The organism is Knoellia flava TL1 (genome assembly GCF_000768675.1).
Classification (GTDB): Bacteria; Actinomycetota; Actinomycetes; order Actinomycetales; family Dermatophilaceae; genus Knoellia; species Knoellia flava.
This window is the reverse complement of record NZ_AVPI01000015.1, coordinates 23242-39884: the sequence shown is the minus strand read 5'-3', so window position 1 is coordinate 39884 and position 16643 is coordinate 23242. Positions and strand designations below refer to the sequence as shown.

13 protein-coding genes are annotated in these 16643 nt (G+C 65.5%); 6 read left to right on the top strand and 7 right to left on the bottom strand.

Translation table 11 applies throughout. The features are described from left to right. Both N798_RS07350 and N798_RS07345 read right to left on the bottom strand, forming a co-directional pair. Window positions 1-519: hemerythrin domain-containing protein (locus N798_RS07350; protein WP_052117027.1), on the bottom strand; the 519-nt coding region annotated here is incomplete at its 3' end. Next, entirely contained in the window at window positions 516-1490 is a 975-nt protein-coding gene (locus tag N798_RS07345; RefSeq protein ID WP_035947445.1) for an SDR family oxidoreductase, read from the bottom strand. The genes N798_RS07345 and N798_RS07350, both read right to left, overlap by 4 nt. A gap of 251 nt (window positions 1491-1741) precedes the next feature. Between N798_RS07345 and N798_RS07340 the strand changes: the two genes are divergently transcribed. Both N798_RS07340 and N798_RS07335 read left to right on the top strand, forming a co-directional pair. Then, window positions 1742-3142 (top strand): hypothetical protein, encoded by a 1401-nt coding sequence (locus tag N798_RS07340; RefSeq protein WP_035947444.1) that lies wholly within the window; start codon window positions 1742-1744, stop codon window positions 3140-3142. Window positions 3143-3258: 116 nt separating this feature from the next. After that, window positions 3259-4080, top strand: coding sequence for a GIY-YIG nuclease family protein (locus N798_RS07335; protein ID WP_035947443.1), 822 nt, complete (start codon window positions 3259-3261; stop codon window positions 4078-4080). A gap of 409 nt (window positions 4081-4489) precedes the next feature. Here N798_RS07335 and N798_RS07330 read toward each other — a convergent pair whose 3' ends face one another. Then, window positions 4490-5749, bottom strand: a complete 1260-nt coding sequence (locus N798_RS07330; protein ID WP_229708895.1) for an FAD-dependent oxidoreductase — start codon at window positions 5747-5749, stop codon at window positions 4490-4492. 179 nt (window positions 5750-5928) lie between these two features. After that, window positions 5929-6867: a hypothetical protein gene (locus tag N798_RS07325; RefSeq protein WP_156971654.1), complete on the bottom strand. Its 939-nt coding sequence runs from the start codon at window positions 6865-6867 to the stop codon at window positions 5929-5931. A 179-nt stretch (window positions 6868-7046) separates the two neighbouring features. On the opposite strand from N798_RS07325, the gene N798_RS17265 reads away from it, so the two are divergent. Next, on the top strand, window positions 7047-7559 hold the full coding sequence (locus N798_RS17265) for a GIY-YIG nuclease family protein (protein ID WP_052117025.1): 513 nt from the start codon (window positions 7047-7049) through the stop codon (window positions 7557-7559). 468 nt (window positions 7560-8027) lie between these two features. On the opposite strand, the gene N798_RS07315 is transcribed toward N798_RS17265, so the two are convergent. The 3 genes from N798_RS07315 to N798_RS07305 all read right to left on the bottom strand — a co-directional run bounded on the left by N798_RS07315 (window position 8028) and on the right by N798_RS07305 (window position 9792). Next, complete coding sequence (locus N798_RS07315) at window positions 8028-9014, bottom strand: IS481 family transposase (RefSeq protein WP_035947439.1); 987 nt, start codon at window positions 9012-9014, stop codon at window positions 8028-8030. 62 nt (window positions 9015-9076) lie between these two features. Next, window positions 9077-9337, bottom strand: a complete 261-nt coding sequence (locus N798_RS07310) for a TfoX/Sxy family protein (protein ID WP_268234571.1) — start codon at window positions 9335-9337, stop codon at window positions 9077-9079. Between the two features lie 68 nt (window positions 9338-9405). Further along, the gene (locus N798_RS07305) at window positions 9406-9792 is read right to left on the bottom strand and encodes a nuclear transport factor 2-like protein (protein ID WP_035947435.1); all 387 of its coding nucleotides are present in this window, start codon (window positions 9790-9792) and stop codon (window positions 9406-9408) included. Between N798_RS07305 and N798_RS07300 the strand changes: the two genes are divergently transcribed. The 3 genes from N798_RS07300 to N798_RS07285 all read left to right on the top strand — a co-directional run bounded on the left by N798_RS07300 (window position 9791) and on the right by N798_RS07285 (window position 16640). Next, a complete protein-coding gene (locus tag N798_RS07300) occupies window positions 9791-10501 on the top strand; it encodes a winged helix-turn-helix transcriptional regulator (protein ID WP_229708892.1) in 711 nt (236 codons plus the stop codon). The two genes, N798_RS07305 and N798_RS07300, sit on opposite strands and share 2 nt — an antisense overlap. Window positions 10502-11148: 647 nt before the next feature. Then, window positions 11149-14166 carry a TrlF family AAA-like ATPase gene (locus N798_RS07290; protein WP_035947433.1) on the top strand — a complete coding sequence of 1006 codons (3018 nt, stop codon included), beginning with the start codon at window positions 11149-11151 and terminating at the stop codon, window positions 14164-14166. A gap of 665 nt (window positions 14167-14831) precedes the next feature. Then, a complete protein-coding gene (locus tag N798_RS07285; protein WP_084100254.1) occupies window positions 14832-16640 on the top strand; it encodes a DUF2075 domain-containing protein in 1809 nt (602 codons plus the stop codon). Window positions 16641-16643: the final 3 nt, after the last annotated feature.

Here is a 16643-nt window from a genome sequence, read left to right as displayed (position 1 = left end):
CGCGAGCTCGACGCCGGCCATCTCGTCCTCGTTCATGACGCGCTGGACGAGCGGCAGGACGACGGTCTCCTCGTGCTCGAGGTGGGCGCCGAGGAGCTCGCGCAGGCCGGCGAGGCGGATCTCGAGGGCGTGGCGGTGGTCGTCGCAGGGGTGGTCGGCCATGGCGCGCCAGGCGGTGGTGAGGGCGGCGAGGGCGGGGTCGATTTCGGCGTGCTCGTCGCTCATCGCGGTGACCTCCGCGCGGTCAGAGTCGGTGCCGCGAGCGCTGACGGCTGCGTGGAGGACGGGCCAGTAGTGCGTGTCCTCGGCGTGGTGGTGCTCGTGGAGGACGTGGCAGAACCGGTCCCACCTCGCGCTGAGGGCGGCCCAGGTGTCCAGGTCGCCGAGCGGTGTCGCGGTCGCGGCTGCAGCGAACCGCGCGAGGTCGCGGCGGAAGGCGTGGTGCATGACGTACATGCCGGTGTGGTCGAGCGGGCCCTCGGCGACGTGCGTCTGGCCGGGGAGGTCGAGCTGCTTCATCGCAGTGCCCCTTCCGTCTGCGAAGCGGCCGGTATGCCGTCCGCTCCCGTGTGCGTCGTCGGCGCGAGTCCGTGCTCGTCAACGATGCGGCGGACGAACTCGGTGAAGTCGGTCGGTGGGTGACCGAGAAGTCTCGTCGTGGCGTCGAGCTCGGACTGCTTGGTCTTCACGGCGAAGCCGCGCAGGGCCTTGAAGGACGACTTCCAGTCCTCGAGGCGGTAGGCGGTGAGGTGGGCGGTGAGGGCGGCGTCGATGGCCGCGTCGTCATCGCCGACGTACTCGACAGGTGTGCCGAGGGCGTCGGACCACGTGGCGGCGCACTCTTGGCCGGTGAGGGAGCGTGGGCCGCAGACGGGGTAGGCGCCGGAGGGGACGGTCGGGTCGAGCAGGACGTTGGCGGCGATGTCTCCGAGGTCGCGCAGGTCGACGCGGTTGAGGCCCTTCGGGTGGGTCGGGAGGACGAACTGGCCGTCGCGGATGACGTCGAGGAGGACCTCGTCGCACTGCATGAAATTGCCGACGCCGAGCATGACCGGGTTGGTGTTCGAGGTCTCGACGAGATGGCCGATGGCGATCTTGCCGCGGTAGCGCGGGAGGAGTCGACCGTAGACGGTGCGCATGACCCACTTGGCGAGGCGGTTGGAGGCGTCGATGTGGATTCCGGAGAAGACGAGGCGGGCGCCTTCGGCCTCGACGGCGTCGAGGGCGGTGCGGGTCAGCTCGACCTCGTCGGCCTCGTGCGGGGAGATGTGGAAGACGGCGTCGACGCCTCGCATGGCTTCGCGGAGGGAGGCGGGGTCGCGGAGGTCGCCTCGGTGGATCTCGACGCGGTCCGTGGGGCGGAGACGGCCCGGGTCGCGAACGAGCACTCGCGGGCTGACGCCGCGCCCGTTGAGCGACCGAACGACCTCGCGGCCCATGAGGCCAGTCGAGCCGAGAACGAGGATCGTGGGGTGGGCGGGGACAGACATCGGTGACTCCTGTCGTGGACGGTGTGAGCTGTTGTCCACGACAGTGACGGCGGGTTCTTGAGCCTCACTTGCACCCGACTCCAGCGGGCCCATCACCAACCATTGCCCGGGTCGCCGATCGGCCGAGGGCGCATCGAACCCTGTCGAGTCTCATTGCGATGTGTAGCCGTTACGGCAAAGGTGCAAGTCATTCACGGTAAGAGTCGGTACGGTGCGCAAATCACACTCGCACCAACCGGGGGCATCACCACATGGCCGAGCAGTCCTGGCACGAAGCGCGCCTCATCCCAACGTCAGGCATCAACGGGGCGGAGGAGCAAGAGCGTCGAGCGACATCGGCACTGTTGGCTGTTCTTGGCGCGGTCAAGGAGTTCAATCGCGCTCTTCTGAAGCCGCTGGGGGCGCCCGCCGGAGCGGTGGAGTGCTACATCGAAGTGCCCTTCATGCTCGGCGAGAAGAAGGTCTTCCCGGACGGTCTCATCAGGGTTTCGCGAGGCACTAAGACATGGACCGCACTGGTAGAGGTCAAGACCGGAAGCAATGAGCTCACGACCGAGCAGCTCGAGAACTACCTCGACGTGGCTCGTGAGCAGGGATTCGACGCACTCCTGACGATCAGCAACGAGATTCCCGCCATCGCCGGACAGCACCCGACCAAGGTGGACAAGCGCAAGCTCCGGAAGGTCGAGCTGCGCCATCTTTCCTGGTCGCAGGTGCTCGCCGAGGCGGTCATGCAGAAGGAGTTCCGTGGCGTCGCGGACCCGGACCAGGCGTGGATCCTGGGGGAGCTCATCCGCTACCTCGAGCACACCCGAAGTGGAGCGCTCGAGTTCGATGACATGGGCGAGTCCTGGACCGGGGTCCGCGACGCTGTCGCCACCGCCACGCTGCGAGCAACCGACAAGAACCTCCCAACCGTGGTGTCCCGCTTCGATGCTCTCCTGCGATTCACCAGCCTGAGCCTGGGACGTCGTCTGGGCACCGAGGTCGTCCCCGTCCTGTCTCGCAAGGAGCTGGCCGACCCTTCACTGAGAGCGTCCGCGCTGACCCAGCAGTTGGCAGGCACCGGGCAGCTGTCCGGCACGATCCGGGTCCCGGACACCGCGGGTCATCTGGTCATCACCGCTGACCTCCGCGCCGGCCAGATCACCTGTCACGTAGACATCGATGCCCCACGCGAAGGGCGACCCACCACCCGGGTCAACTGGCTCATCCGTCAGTTGAAGAACGCCCCCGAGACCACCCGCATCGAGTGCATGACCGCGCACTCTCGCGGTTCGTCCAGCGCTGAGTTGCTGCGGGCGGTGCGCGAAAACCCGGGCCTGCTTGTGAGCGATCCCGCCAAGGAGATCCGATCGTTCCGAGTGGCGCTGACCAGCCCGTTGGGGACCAAGCGTGGCCGCGGCCGTGGGGCTTTCATCGACTCTGTTCTCACTGCAGTCGACGCCTTCTACGCAAACGTCCTTGGCGACTTGAAGACCTGGTCCGCGACCCCGCCCAAGCTCCGCCCGGAGAGCCCCACCGTTTCGGAGGAGCGCGAGCCGATCCAGCCGTCCAGCTTGGTGTCCACCGACTACTCGTCACAGGACGGCCCGGATCAAGGCGACGGTTCCGACCGCCAGGCCGCAAGCGTTATAGAAGAGGTCGGCTGACGCCACAGCTCGTGTAACCCGTTTGGACACGCGGCTGGTTGACGTAGATATGGCTGACGGAACTTGGAGAGCCCCGTGGTTGGCTGTCGCAGGGGTAGCGACTTTGGAGATGAACCTTGCTGACGTTCAACGATCTACTGTCTCTTGAAGCGATCGACAGCAATGAGGTGCGCTTGGTCAGGCATCAGGACGGCAGGCTGGGGCGCGGTCGGATGTACGAAGCCTGGCGGAACGACCGTTCAAGGTTCGAGAGCTACCAGAGCGTGCAGAGCAAGGACAGGTTTCCGATCGGCGGCTTACTCGCTGAGTTCGTCGTCACTGAGGCGCAGAAGACGGTCTTCGTCGGGATCTACCGCGTCAACTCGGTCGATCTCTGCCCGCTTGGTAGCACTGACGAGCTTCTCAGCCTCGATATCACTGGGCACTTCCGCTACGACCTGACCCTCACGGACCTCTTGGTCGACTACATCGACCGAGTCGTCATCGACTGGGGCGCTGGGACGAGGAGCTGGGTACAGCGCGCAGTGAAGCAACCCAAGCCAGTAGTCGAGATCGCCGAGCAGTATGAACCTCGTTTCCCCGGCTTCCGTGAATTCGTGAGGCCCATCAACGACATCCCTACACTCCCAAACGGCTGGCAGCAGGTCCTTCGCAGCGTCAAAGGTGTATACCTTCTGGTCGACCTAGATTCCGGACAGCAGTACGTCGGATCGGCCAAGGGCGCAGACAGCCTGTATGGCCGCTGGGTCCAGTACGCGACCGACGGGCATGGCGGAAACGTCGGCCTCCGGAGATCCGCATCCGATGGCCGACGTCGATACCAGGTGTCGGTGCTTGAGGTAGTCGACGAGAACACCCCCGACGCCACGATCGAGCAGATCGAGTCCTACTGGAAGAACAAGCTGCTGACTCGCACCTTCGGCCTCAATATCAACTGATCTGCCCTGCGCGGCCACTCTGCGGGTGCACCCACCTCACAATCGACGGAGCGGGACCGACTTGCGGCGGAGTGGGCTAGCTCGACCTCGCCAAGGAAAGACCTTGCGAGCGAGGCTCAGCCCGTTGGTGTCACAGACGGCGCGACAGGGCGAAGAAGTTGTTCGAGGCGAAAAGTCACCTAGTCTGCCTTGTCCAATCCACCACTCGACGACCGGTTATCGGACCGCCGGTACGGCCGCGAACGCAACTATCGCAACAAGCGCTACGGCGCGAACGGCGCGGCGCGGTCGGACCGACGCCTCGACGACATCCCCAGTCCATGGGAAAACCTCGCAGGCGATACCCACATCCAGAGGCCGGCACGCGGCGATTTCCCGCACCGCTGGCGGCCAACGCGGCGGCGCGCCATCATGCCGACGCGAGGTCCGCAAGCACAGCACCGGCGACGCGGTGTCCGGAGACGAGCGCCCCCTGGATCGACGCGGTGTCACAGTGGTCGCCGCACACGTAGACCGACGGCGAGACCCGTGCCGGCGACGTCGTGCGCAGCGGGGGCGGTTGGGCCGGCAGTGCGTGCCGGATGTCGTGGCGGTGCACCAGCTGCCACCCCGAGGTGTCGACGCCGTAGATCTCGCCCACCTGCCGACGCACCTGCGCCTCTGTCGCGGCCGCGTCTGCCGAGGCCGGCAGGAGGCAGGTGGCCTGCACGAGGTGCCGACCCGGCGGCGCCAGCTCCGGAGCGCAATTCGTCATCACCGCAGTGTTGACGACCGGCCCTCGGCGCCGGCCGTCGACCGCAATCATGGTCGATGCCGTCGGGGGCTCGCCCGCCGCGAACCACCACGTCTGCAGGCCCCGGGTCCGCAGCGGCGGCACCTCGAGCAGCCCGCCCACGGCCTCCGGGCCGACCGCCACCACGGCCGCGCGAGCCGCCAAACGCTCGCCACCGGCCAGTCGGAGGACCGCGCTGGACACCCCGCCGCTCACCTCGACGACCGCCTCGCCCAGCCGGAGGTCGGCCCCGGCCCGCACGGCCGCGGCAGCCAACTGCTCGGGCAGCGCCCGGATGCCGCGTGCCGGCAAGCCAGGCACACCCAGCGCGAACATCCGCACAAGCAGCTTCGCAAAGGCCTCCGAGGTCTCTCCCCGGTCCTCGGCGAGCACCCCAGCGAGGAAGGGCTCGATGACCTCATCGCGCAGCGGGCCAGCCAGCCCCACGCGGTCCAGGCCCTCGCTCAACGACCGATCCGGGCCGTCGACCACACGGCGCGGGGCGGCCAGCGCCGGCCCCACCCAGCGCACCATGGCGGCCACACCCCGAGGGGTGAGCAGTCCGCTACGCAACGTCGCCAACAGACCCGCCGGGTTCCGCAGCGGATGCGACAGCTCGGTGAGGCCGCGCTCGCGGCGGACGAGCACTCCGGCACCGAAGGGCCGCAGCTCAAGGGCATCGAGGTCCACCCACCGGCGAACCGCCGGGTACGCCGGGTTGAGCACCTGGAACCCTCGGTCAAGGAGGAAACCATCTACCGTGTCGGTGCGCTCGCGGCCGCCGACTGCCTGCGCCGCCTCGACGACGACGACCGAGCGGCCCGCCTCCGCAAGCCGCCATCCGCAGCGGAGGCCCGCGAGCCCTCCACCCACCACGACCACCTCGGTGTCCACCACGGTTGCGACCATAGACGCCGCACCTTCGGGGTGAACGTCTGTTGAACGTCGAGATGGCGGATCGCAAGAACAGCTCTCACATAAATGACACCCGGCACGCATCGGCCGCACTGGACGATCGAACAGGGCCGGCTCGCGGCGGTGTGACGCACCTTTGGTCGGCGCCCAAGTTGTTGGCCTCAGACAGGAGTGCGGGTACTCGGTGGCGTGAGCCGCAGCTCTACTCCGACGCGCTCGCCGACCTCGGTGTAGGCGCGTCCACCAGTTCGCGACGTCCACTCCCAGACCTTCACTCCAGCGAGTCGAGCGTCTCCGTCGATGCGGTCCTCAAGCAGCCCCCTGACTTGGCGCAGACGGGCAGCAATGGCGCTATCGGTCACCAGCGCTTCCGGAACATCGACGGCGGTCCTTCTGCCCGCGGCTGCCTGGGCGGCTGCTAGGACGGCCCCATGAAGAACTTGCTCCCACTCCTCGGGCAAGTCATTGGCCGTTGCGGCCTCACCTGCCGTGGTCCTCTTCGTCGGGGTCGGCCCTGCAGCCAACGCCCCTTCTCGGTCCAAGTGTTCCCTCAGCAGCGCCAGGCAGCGTACCTCTCTCGGATCCGTTGAGTCGGCCCATACCTCGTTGGCAACTTCCATAGCTTCGAGCCAAGTGAGGTGCGCGAAGCGGCAACGCTCCGGCATGTCATCGGGGATTGCAGCCGCCATCGGCTGGGTGAGGTACAGCAGGTCAATGCTTGGGCCGGGGTTGTGATGGCGTGCTCTCACGAGGTACTCGGTGAGTTGGCCCGGGCGATGCGAACTGCCTAGGGTCTTCAACTCGACCAAGAAATGGACCTCCGGCCAGATGAACCCATAGTCGACCGCTTGCTCGTCGTGGGCCCCTACGGCCCGCAGATTCATCTCATTCCAGAACTGCGGCAGGCCGGGTGGTGGGTTACCGAACTTCCGCGAGTACAGGCCAGCGACAAACCGAGCACCTCGCTCCGTTAGTGCCCAAGACTTGTGATACCCGTACGAAGAGCCACTGATCAACAATGCGCACAGATAGCGCTGAGCGGTTCCCTCCGAGCCGTACGTCTTGCCAAGGATCAAGTCTGCTGGGTCGTCTGGCAGCACTGGCCTCTCCCTTCCATCCCGCGTTCCAGCAGTGTGTCAGGGACCACCGACGTCGGCTTGCCAAAGCATCAAGCGGCCGACGAGGCACGGGCCGCACGCGGCGGAGTGACGCACTGTGGATCGGATGAACAGGGCGTGTCGCGGCGGGCGGCACTACCCGCCTGAGACAGCATGAAGGGATGCTGATCCAGGCGTACGGCCGGTTTTGGGAACGCGACCTAGTCGATTGGGGCAGCCACGGCTGGCAACTGCTCGGACGACAGGGACTCAATCGCGGGACGTTGCAGATCGCCAACTTTCGGAGGTCACGTGGGGTGTATGTGCTGTACAACGACGTGGGCCCCTACTACGTAGGGTTGTCAGAAGGCGCGAATGGCATTGGCGGGCGTCTCTACGATCATCTAGATGACGATCACGCCGGCCTTTGGACGCGCTTCTCTTGGTTCTCATTCGATGCGGCGTCGGGCGATCCCGATCGAATGGGCGTACGCACCGTAGAACAGGCAGGCGACATCACGGGTAGCTCGAACTTAGCCATCTACGAGATGGAGGCGATCCTGCAGCGCGCCATAGTGCCTAGTGGCAACGTTCGAGAGACCCAGTTCGCTGCGGGCAAGATCGAGTGGCTGCAGGTTGCAACGAGAGCGCTCGAGGTTCACACATTCGAGGCTTTGCAACAGCGGCTCACGTAGCGTTGGCGACCATCTGACCGCCCTCGCCAGCGAGCCAGCCGACCAACCCTCCTATCCTCGGCCGGCACGCGGCGCAGTGACGCACGCTTGAGACCCATCGGGTCAACGGTAGGTAAGACCTGTTGATGCCTCCCCGCCCGAGTCAGTGACCTTTCAGGGGCCGCCACTGCCGGGCGATACGGTCTCAACTATGCAGGCCGATCTTCCTCATCATCCGCACGGCCGGGGCAGGTTCCGGCGCGTCTTGTCGAGTTGGGGGACCTGTTCGGTTTCGGCCGGGCTGTGTTCCTCGAGATCGCAGACCCCTACCACTGGATTCCCGCCGAAGGCTCCGCCGCGGTTCAAGACGCCACCGCGTTGCCGTCGCCTGACCCGGCGATCGTGGATCGTCAGGGGGAGACGGGGTTCAGGCTGGTCGCCGAGGTCGCACAGACCTTCGTGCTTGCGGCAAGTGGTCATCTCGGTGGGCTAGCTGTACTGACCGGGGACGTTGATCAATCGTGAGAAGGGCGGCTGGTTACCGCACGCGGTGTGGGGGCGGTGGTGGTTGTACTGGTGCAGCCAGTCGGGAAGGGCGTCACGTCGTTCTTGCTCGCTGGTGTAGCAGCGGGCGTAGGCCCACCCGTCGGCCATGGTGCGGTGAAATCTCTCAACCTTGCCGTTGGTCTGCGGGCGGTACGGGCGGGTCCGCTTCGGCGTGATCGACAGCGCTTCGCAGGTGTCCCGCCACAGGTGTGACCGGTACGCGCCGCCGTTGTCCGACAACACCCGTTGGATGGTGACGCCCCGTTCGGCGAACCACTCGACAGCGCGGTGCAGGACGCCGACGGCGGTGACGGCGGTCTCGTCGTCGTGGACCTCGGTGTACGCGACGCGGGAGTGGTCGTCGATGACTGTGTGCACGAACGCGTACCCGAGCTTGGGGTTGTGCCACTTGCTCTTCGGCTTCCCAGGGGTCGCAGCCCGGTTCCGTTCTCCTTGGCGGCGGCCGACGTAGCGCCAGCCGCCGCCGTCGGGGATGTTCCCGAGCTTCTTCACGTCCACGTGCACCAAGGAACCGGGGTGGGGGTGCTCGTACCGGCGGATCGGCTCACCGGTGGCCCGGTCGACGTATGACAGCCGGTTCAGGCGTGCCGTCGTGAGAATGCGATGCACCGTGGACGGTGCGATGTCGAGTCGAGCGGCGAGCTGAACCGGCCCTTCTCGCAACCGCATTCGCAGGCTCACGCAGCGCTTTGTCACCGACTTCGACGTCTTGTTGGGCGACGTCCTCGGGCGCGAGGATCGGTCCTGCATGGGCTCGCCGGCCAGGTAACGGTCGACCCACCGCTTCACGGTCGGCCAGGAGACCTGAAATCGGGCGGCGACCTCACTGATAGGCCACCCGTCCTCGACCACGAGGCGAGCGACTTTCAGGCGATAGCGCGGGGTCAGTGCGGCGTTGGGATGGCTCAAAGGTCCTCCTGACATGGGTCGGTGGCCGGTCGCGTCAGCGACCGGCCACCGTGGGAGACGTTCTACTTGGTGCCCTGCGCTGCGTGGAAGGACAGCGCGGGCGCGAGCCAGCTGTCGAGTCCGGTCCCTTCGAGCGCGGCCGGTTCGACGCTGATCCACCCGTCGCCCATGGGGCGGTCTGCCCCCATGAGCGCGGGGCGGGCGCCCGGGCGGGCGAGCAGTTCTGCCGCCGCGCTGGGGTTGATGCGCAGCAGGAGCGCCCCTTCGCGGCGCGCGGCGACGACCATGCGGCCCTCCACCATGAAGGACACGCCCCCGAACATCGGTACCTCGCGGGGGCTACGGTCCCGCAGCGCGTGGCGAACGCGTTCAACGAGGCTCTGCTGGGCCGTCATCGGCCGCCCTTCTCGATGTACTCGGGGCCGTTGTAGTGCAGGTTCAGGGACGTGATGAGGTCGCCGTCGAAGGTGAAGAACTCGGCAAAGGTCATGGGCCCGCCGGGCATGGTCGCCGTGTACAGCACGGCCGAGCCGGTGGGGCCGTGCACGTCGTGGATGATCTCGATCTGCCCGACCGTCGCGATGAAGCCTGAAACGCCTCGCAGGAAGCCCTCAGTCGCATCGGGGCGGTGGCCGGCCAGGGGCCCGGTGAAGTCGAGATGGTCGCTCAGCAGGGGCCGCAGGGTGGCCCCGTCCTCGTAGTGGTCGGAGCCGGACTCGAGGATCCGGTAGTAGTCCTTGAGGACCTGCGGGGCAGCAGAGGACAGGGTGGCGGGCATGGCTCTCCTTGGTGTGAGAATGATGCTTGAAACTTTCAAGCAGGCACTTGAGAAAGTCAAGGAGTGTTGGGTGAAGTCCTACGGACAGTTGTGCTCGATCGCCCGCGCCCTAGATGTGGTCGGCGACCGCTGGACTCTTCTGATCGTGCGCGAGCTCCTGATCCAGGGGCCCTCGCGGTTCGGGGAAGTGCAACGCGGCCTGCCCGGCATCGCGACAAACCTGCTCACCCAGCGCTTGCGCGACCTCGAGGCGAACGGGGTGGTCACCCGAGATTCATGCCCAGGGGTGACGGGCGTCCCGACATACCGGCTCACCGACCGTGGCATGGCCCTGGACGGAGTGTTGCGTGAGCTCTTGAAGTGGGGCGCGCCCACGGTTCCAGACGCGCCACGCGACGCGATCTTCCAGATGCACTGGCTCAGCCAGCCAGCTCGCTTCCTGCTCCACGACCACCGGCCGACCGAGCCGGCCGTCGTCATCCGCTTCGGCACCCTCGACGACGGCTTCGACCTCACCGCAGCGATGGGAGCCGTGACAGTCCAGCCCTGCAAGCACGACGCGAGCCCCAGTGCCAGCGTCACGGGCCCAGGCCCTGTCCTGGTCGCGCTTCTGCAGGGAACCATGCCCCTAGCAGTTGCCGTCGCAAATGGTGTTCGCGTCGAAGGAGACGCCAGTGCACTTGACCGAGTCCTGCCACCCACGCGCTGATCAATCAACGTCCCCGGTCAGTACAGCTAGCGAGCATGTACGCCACGGGGGAAGTGCACTTCTCTCCGGGTCTACTCGTCCGCGCCGTCATGGAGAATTGCGCCCACGCACTCTGGGTTCTTGGAGACGCCGGAGATGAACCAGAGGAGCGGCTGGCACGGGCCTACCTCGAGGAGCTAAACAGCGCGAAGGAAGCGCAAGGAACCGCGAAGCTGATGGGTGGTTCGACCAGCGGTCAGTACCATGATGCGCGCGCGCAGCACCGGCTCCTGCGTCGACAGGTCCAGAGCAGATCTGCCGTTAGCGCCGACGAGCTTGGCACGGGTCAACTGCGCGGCCAGTCCCTACCCGGGCTAACCGACTCGGTGCTGTGGATGTACGACCTCACCGCGGCAGCGAATGCACGATTGACGCTCGAGGCGCCCTAGGAATCTACGGCTTCGCGGCGATATGACGCACGGGGCAGAACCTCCCTAGCCATCACCTGGTGCGGACCGGCGCGGCAGGCTGAGGCAGCTGCGTGACCCAGGCCTTTCAGCGCTGGGCGCTGCCGCGAGCCCCTGAAACGCCGGGTGGCACCCCGCTCCACACGTGTGTTGCCGTTACGATCCGCCTACGGTGTCCGTCTTCAGCAGGGGGGATGAAGGGTGAGCGTTGAGCGCGGCAGCGAATGGTCCATTTGGGACCTACACGTGCATACGCCTGCATCGATAGTTCAGAACTACGGCGGCGACCAAGCCAAGGTCTGGGACAAGTACCTCCAAGCTCTCGCAGACTTGCCAGCAAGCATCCGCGTGCTGGGGATAAACGACTACTGGTTCATCGACGGATACCGGAGAGTGCGCGCGGCTTGGCTGGCGGGCAACCTTCCGAACATCGAGCTGATCCTCCCTGTCGTGGAGATGCGATTGGACATTCTCGGTGGGGCTGAAACCAAACTCAGCCGCCAGAATCTTCACGTCTTGTTCGATCCCACGATCGAGCCGGATGTCATCGACGCGCAATTTCTGGCCGCCCTCACCTCCGGCTTCGACTTGTCGAAGGACGACTACCGGGGAAGTTGGTCTGGAGTGGTCACTCGCGAGTCCCTGCAGGACTTGGGGACCAAGATCCTCGCTCTAGCCCCCGAGGAAATGCGTGATCAGATGGCGTCACCGTTGCAGGTCGGGTTCGCGAACTTGGTGATGTCCCGTGAGCGAATCGACGACGTGTTGAAGTCCTCATACTTCAAGGGCCGCACGCTTCAAGCACTCGGCAAGGCCGAGTGGTCGGACATGCGGTGGAATCAATCCGCCGCCCTCAAGCGGGACACGATCGAGCGAGCCGACCTACTGTTCACGGCTTTCGATGATCCGGAACGGTGGGCCCCGAGCGTTGAGGCACTGAAAGCGCAGAACGTCCTGTCCAAGCTCTTCGACTGCAGCGATGCGCACAACTGGGCATCCTCAACTGACAACGCTCGCCTCGGCAACTGTCTAAATTGGGTCAATGCCGAACGTTCGTTTTCGGGTCTGCGCCACGCTCTCACGGAGTTCAAAGAGCGAGTCTTCGTTGGAGTACAACCCCAGCACCTCCAGAACGTCAATCGGTATCCAGATCGGTACATCGAATCAGTCTCGATCCGTCCCGTCTCAACAGGCGGTGGTGACCTAAAGTTCGACTACTCTCTGCCGCTAAATAGTCAGTTTGTGGCCATCGTTGGAAACAAGGGCCAAGGCAAGTCGGCCCTGCTGGATTGCATCGCGCTTGCGGGGGGCAGCCCACGCCGGAAGGAGTTTGCGTTCCTGAATGAGAGCCGGTTCTTGGCTCCCCGAAACTCGGACGAGGCGAGTTCGTACACGTCGACGATTGCTTGGCAGAACGGCACCACGTCGTCGCTGAACTTAAACACAGCCCGAGAGCCGTTCGCAGGCGAAGTGCGAGTCGAGTATCTGCCGCAGGCGTTCGTTGAGCGCGTTTGCACGGCCCGGCCCAATAGCGAAGCAGCGCGTGACTTCGAGGCGGAGCTGAAGAAGGTTCTGTTCTCGCACATTGGCGAGGAGGAACGCGCCGGGGCCCTGAGTTTCGAGGACCTACAGAAGAAGCGAACGGCTGCTCTTGAAGTAGAGCTGCAGAGTTTGCGAGCCGAGCTTGGCCAGGACATTGCGACTCTCCTAGACGTCGTGCAGTTCCACCGACGGAACCCGCTGGCCAACCTCCGCGGGGCAGTGGAGCGGCAGAAGGCGGCCGTTGCTCAGGCTGAGAGCGCGCTGGCCGAGGCGCGCGCAGAGCTCGCTGCCGCGCAAACGGTTGGACGGGATGACATGGAAGTTGTCGGACGCCGTGAACGTGCGGACGCCCTCGAGGCTCAGCGAGCTGGGCTTCTGGGAGAACGGGCCACGATCGTTGCGTCCTTTGCTGCAATTCGTGGAACGGAACTCGAAGAGGCGGCTCTTGCCGCTCGAGTGCAGGAGGTTGAGGGAGAACTAGCCTCCATAAACACTACAATCGAGAGCGACGTCTACGGGGTTCTCGATATCGATCCTGCCTCGTCGCCGGTACTGCGACTTATTGCGAGTGAAGACTGGCGTGAGGTAGCGCAGCGTCGGCGGACCGCAGCGCTCGAGCGTCTTGCTGCTAGTCAGGCCGACATCGACGCGCGGCTCGAGGAGTTGCAGCAGCAACTGACCGAGGTCTCCCGAGAGTTGGCGCAAATTGATGCGGCAAGAGAGAACGCGAGACAGTTGGTGCGCGACCGTGAGGCGCACTTGACGGGTCTCATCGGCGCAGACGGGGACCCCCAATCCCTCAGAGGACTTGAGGGGTTGTTGCGTCGCAGGGAGTCGACCCCCCGGCAGATCGCTGACTTGCGTGCCGAGCTGATGAGCCACTCAAGAGCGATCCACGCCAACCTGTTGAGTACGTCGGCACAGGTGAGTGAACTGTTCGCCCCCGTCGAGCGCTTTGCCGCTGAAAACGAGAGTCTTAGTGCCACTGAGATCCGGGCGAACGTCTCCTTGGATACGGCCTCCCGGCTATCCATGATCCAGGACTCAATCGACCGCAGACGCTCAACGGCGCTGCTACCAACGACCTTGGATTTCCCGGTCGGAGATGTAGACGACTGGGGATCACTTGAGGCCCAAGTTCTTAGGCTGGTCGACCTGACTGTTGGAACCCCCGAAGCTCCACTCGACCCGGATGCCAACTTCAAGTCCGGATTCTCGGCCAAAGGCTTTTTGACTGACATCTTGGGAATGACGTGGGTGAGGCAACGAGTCGAGTTGCTCAGCGGCGATGCTCCGCTGAGCACGCTTTCGCCCGGGCAACGCGGTCTCGTGCTTCTGCTCTTCTATCTACTGATTGACCGAGGCAGGTCTCCCCTACTACTAGACCAACCCGAGGAGAATCTCGACAACGACACTGTCGCGAGCGTGGTTGTTCCGGCCCTGCGCGAAGCGTCTAAGCGGCGACAAATCATCGCCGTTACTCACAACGCCAACCTCGCTGTGGTCGGCGACGCGGACCAAGTCGTTGAGTGTCGCTACGAGAACGACAGCTTCCATGTTGCCGCCGGTGCGATCTCACAGGTCGAAACAGCGGGGAGGGCAGTTCGGGTGCTGGAGGGGACCAAGCCGGCTCTCGAGAACCGCTATGGCAAGTTCCGCGGCCTTCCGGCGCAGTAGCCACTCGCTGGCTGCCGTACGGCCGATGCTTAGCCGGACTCGTAGTTGAGCTACCAGACGGTCATGCCCATACGTCCAGTTGAGACGGGACGTGAGCCCGCTGCAAGCCGCATCAGCTCGCATTGTCCGCCTCGCTTGGCGGCCGCACCTGCGACGACCACCGGGCTGACGCCGAAGACCTGGACAATCGAGGGCCTTGGTGCATCAGGAGCAATCCGAGGAGGACTCCGAAGGCAGGCTCTAGTGCCATCAGGTGCCGAATGCGCTGTGGGTCATCCGGCGCGGGGCCCGCAGCTCGAGGGCGTGAGGCAGGAGGGCCGGGCCGGCGATGGCCGCGACAATCTGGGCGGGGTGGGGCGCCCATAGTGGGCGGTGTGACGCGGGCCCGCTGCCTTCGTATCTGAAGGGCAGTATTCCTCTCGGCGGGCCCGGACCCAGCCTGAGAACTAGCGGGACCAGTCGGCGTTGGCGTGGACTCGCGACGACGGCGCCTCCGTGTCATAGCCTGACCTCGTCATTGCGGCCCGACGGGCTTCCCACGGATATGCCCCCACCCGCACGAGTTACTTCGTGCTGCTTGGGGACCCTTCGTGCACTTGCTTCGCACCTCCGTCGACGGGCTGTCGGCACTCGAGGCTCATCTTGCTGATCGACTGGCGGAGCAGATGGCTATCCAGGTTGGACACCGCCCATCCCCCAGTGAGCGTCACTCGTGGGAGCGCTCGATCCCTGCGCTGCGTGCCGACCTCATAGACGCTGGGCTGGGCCACGTCGAGGTGCTTCTCGAGTACCGTCTGCCGCTCACGAGCAAGCGTGCTGATGTCGTCCTCGCCGGCCAGCACCCGACAAGCGGCAAGCCTTCGTTCGTCGTCGTGGAGCTCAAGCAGTGGAGCGAAGCCGAGGGCATCGAGGGGTCGGACACCCTCTTCCGAGTCGCTCCACACATCAAGCGCGAGTACCTCCACCCCGGCCTGCAAGTCGACGGCTACTGCGACTACCTTCGAGACTTCACCACTTACCTGGCCGAGAACGAGCATTCGCTCGTCGGGGCGGCATATCTGCACAACGCCACCGATGCGGGTGTCGGTGACGTCGTCGCCGCCCCGAGTGGCTCGCGCTCACGCGTCTTCACTGGCCAACGGCGAGGAGACTTCGTCGACTTCCTCCGCAAGCACTTGGCGCCCGAGCCCGGCGCCGCGACGGCGGACGCGCTTCTTGCGAGCCGCATCGCGCCCAGTCGTCACCTCTTGGCCGTAGCGGCCGAAGAGGTCCAGCAGCGCGAGATGTTCACCCTCCTCGACGAGCAGCGGTTGGCCTACGAGCAGGTGCTTCATGGCGTGAGCCAGGCGCGGGGCGCGGACACCAAGACGGTCGTCATCGTGACCGGTGGCCCCGGCAGTGGCAAGTCCGTGATCGCCCTGTCCGTCATGGGCGAGCTGGCCCGGCAGGGCCGCTCCGTGATGCACGCGACGGGGTCGCGGTCGTTCACCCAGACCCTGAGAAAGGTGGCAGGGAAGCGAGCACCGAGGGTGCAGAAGCTCTTCGCCTACTTCAACTCGTTCATGGATGCCGAGAAGAACGGCCTCGACTGCCTCATCCTTGACGAGGCCCACCGCCTCCGCGAGACCTCGGTCAACCGATACACGCGCAAGGAGGTGCGGCTCGTCGCGCGGCGGCAGATCGAAGAGCTCGTCGACGCCGCTCGTGTCCCCGTCTTCCTGCTCGATGACCACCAAGTCGTGCGCCCCGGCGAGCTGGGCACCGCGGACGAGATCGAGGAGTACGCAGTCGAGCGCGGCCTTCGTGTCCGTCGTATCAGCCTCGACGACCAGTTCCGCAGCGGAGGCTCGGAGGTCTACGTCTCATGGGTGCAGCAGCTGCTCGGCCTCGAGGGTGGCACGCCCTCGGTGTGGCCCGGCGACCCGCGCTTCGAGCTTCGAACGGCAAATTCTCCGGAGGAGATGGAGACCTGGTTGCGGAAGCACCAGGAGGACGGGCTGACCGCCCGGATCGCCGCTGGATACGCCTGGCCGTGGAGCGACCCACAGCCCGACGGAACGCTCGTCCCCGACGTCGCGATCGGCGACTGGGCGCGTCCGTGGAACCTTCGCGGTGAGCGCTCGGTCGGTGGGGCGCCGCCCGCAGCGCTCTGGGCCACGGACCCCGCAGGGTTCGGCCAGATCGGGTGCGTCTACACGGCCCAGGGCTTCGAGTATGACCACGCCGGAGTCATCATCGGCCCCGACCTCGTGTGGCGCGACGGTCGCTGGGTCACTGTGCGTGACGCGAGCAAGGACCCGGATTTCCGCAGTCGCAAGACGGTCGGTGATGATGACTTCGATCGACTGGTCCGCAACGTCTACAAGGTGTTGATGACGCGCGGCATGCGGTCGGTGGTCATCTTTTCGACCGACCCCGAGACCCAGTCCCACCTCGAGTCGCTCATCCCGGGACGACTCAGCGACGACGAGTAGGAC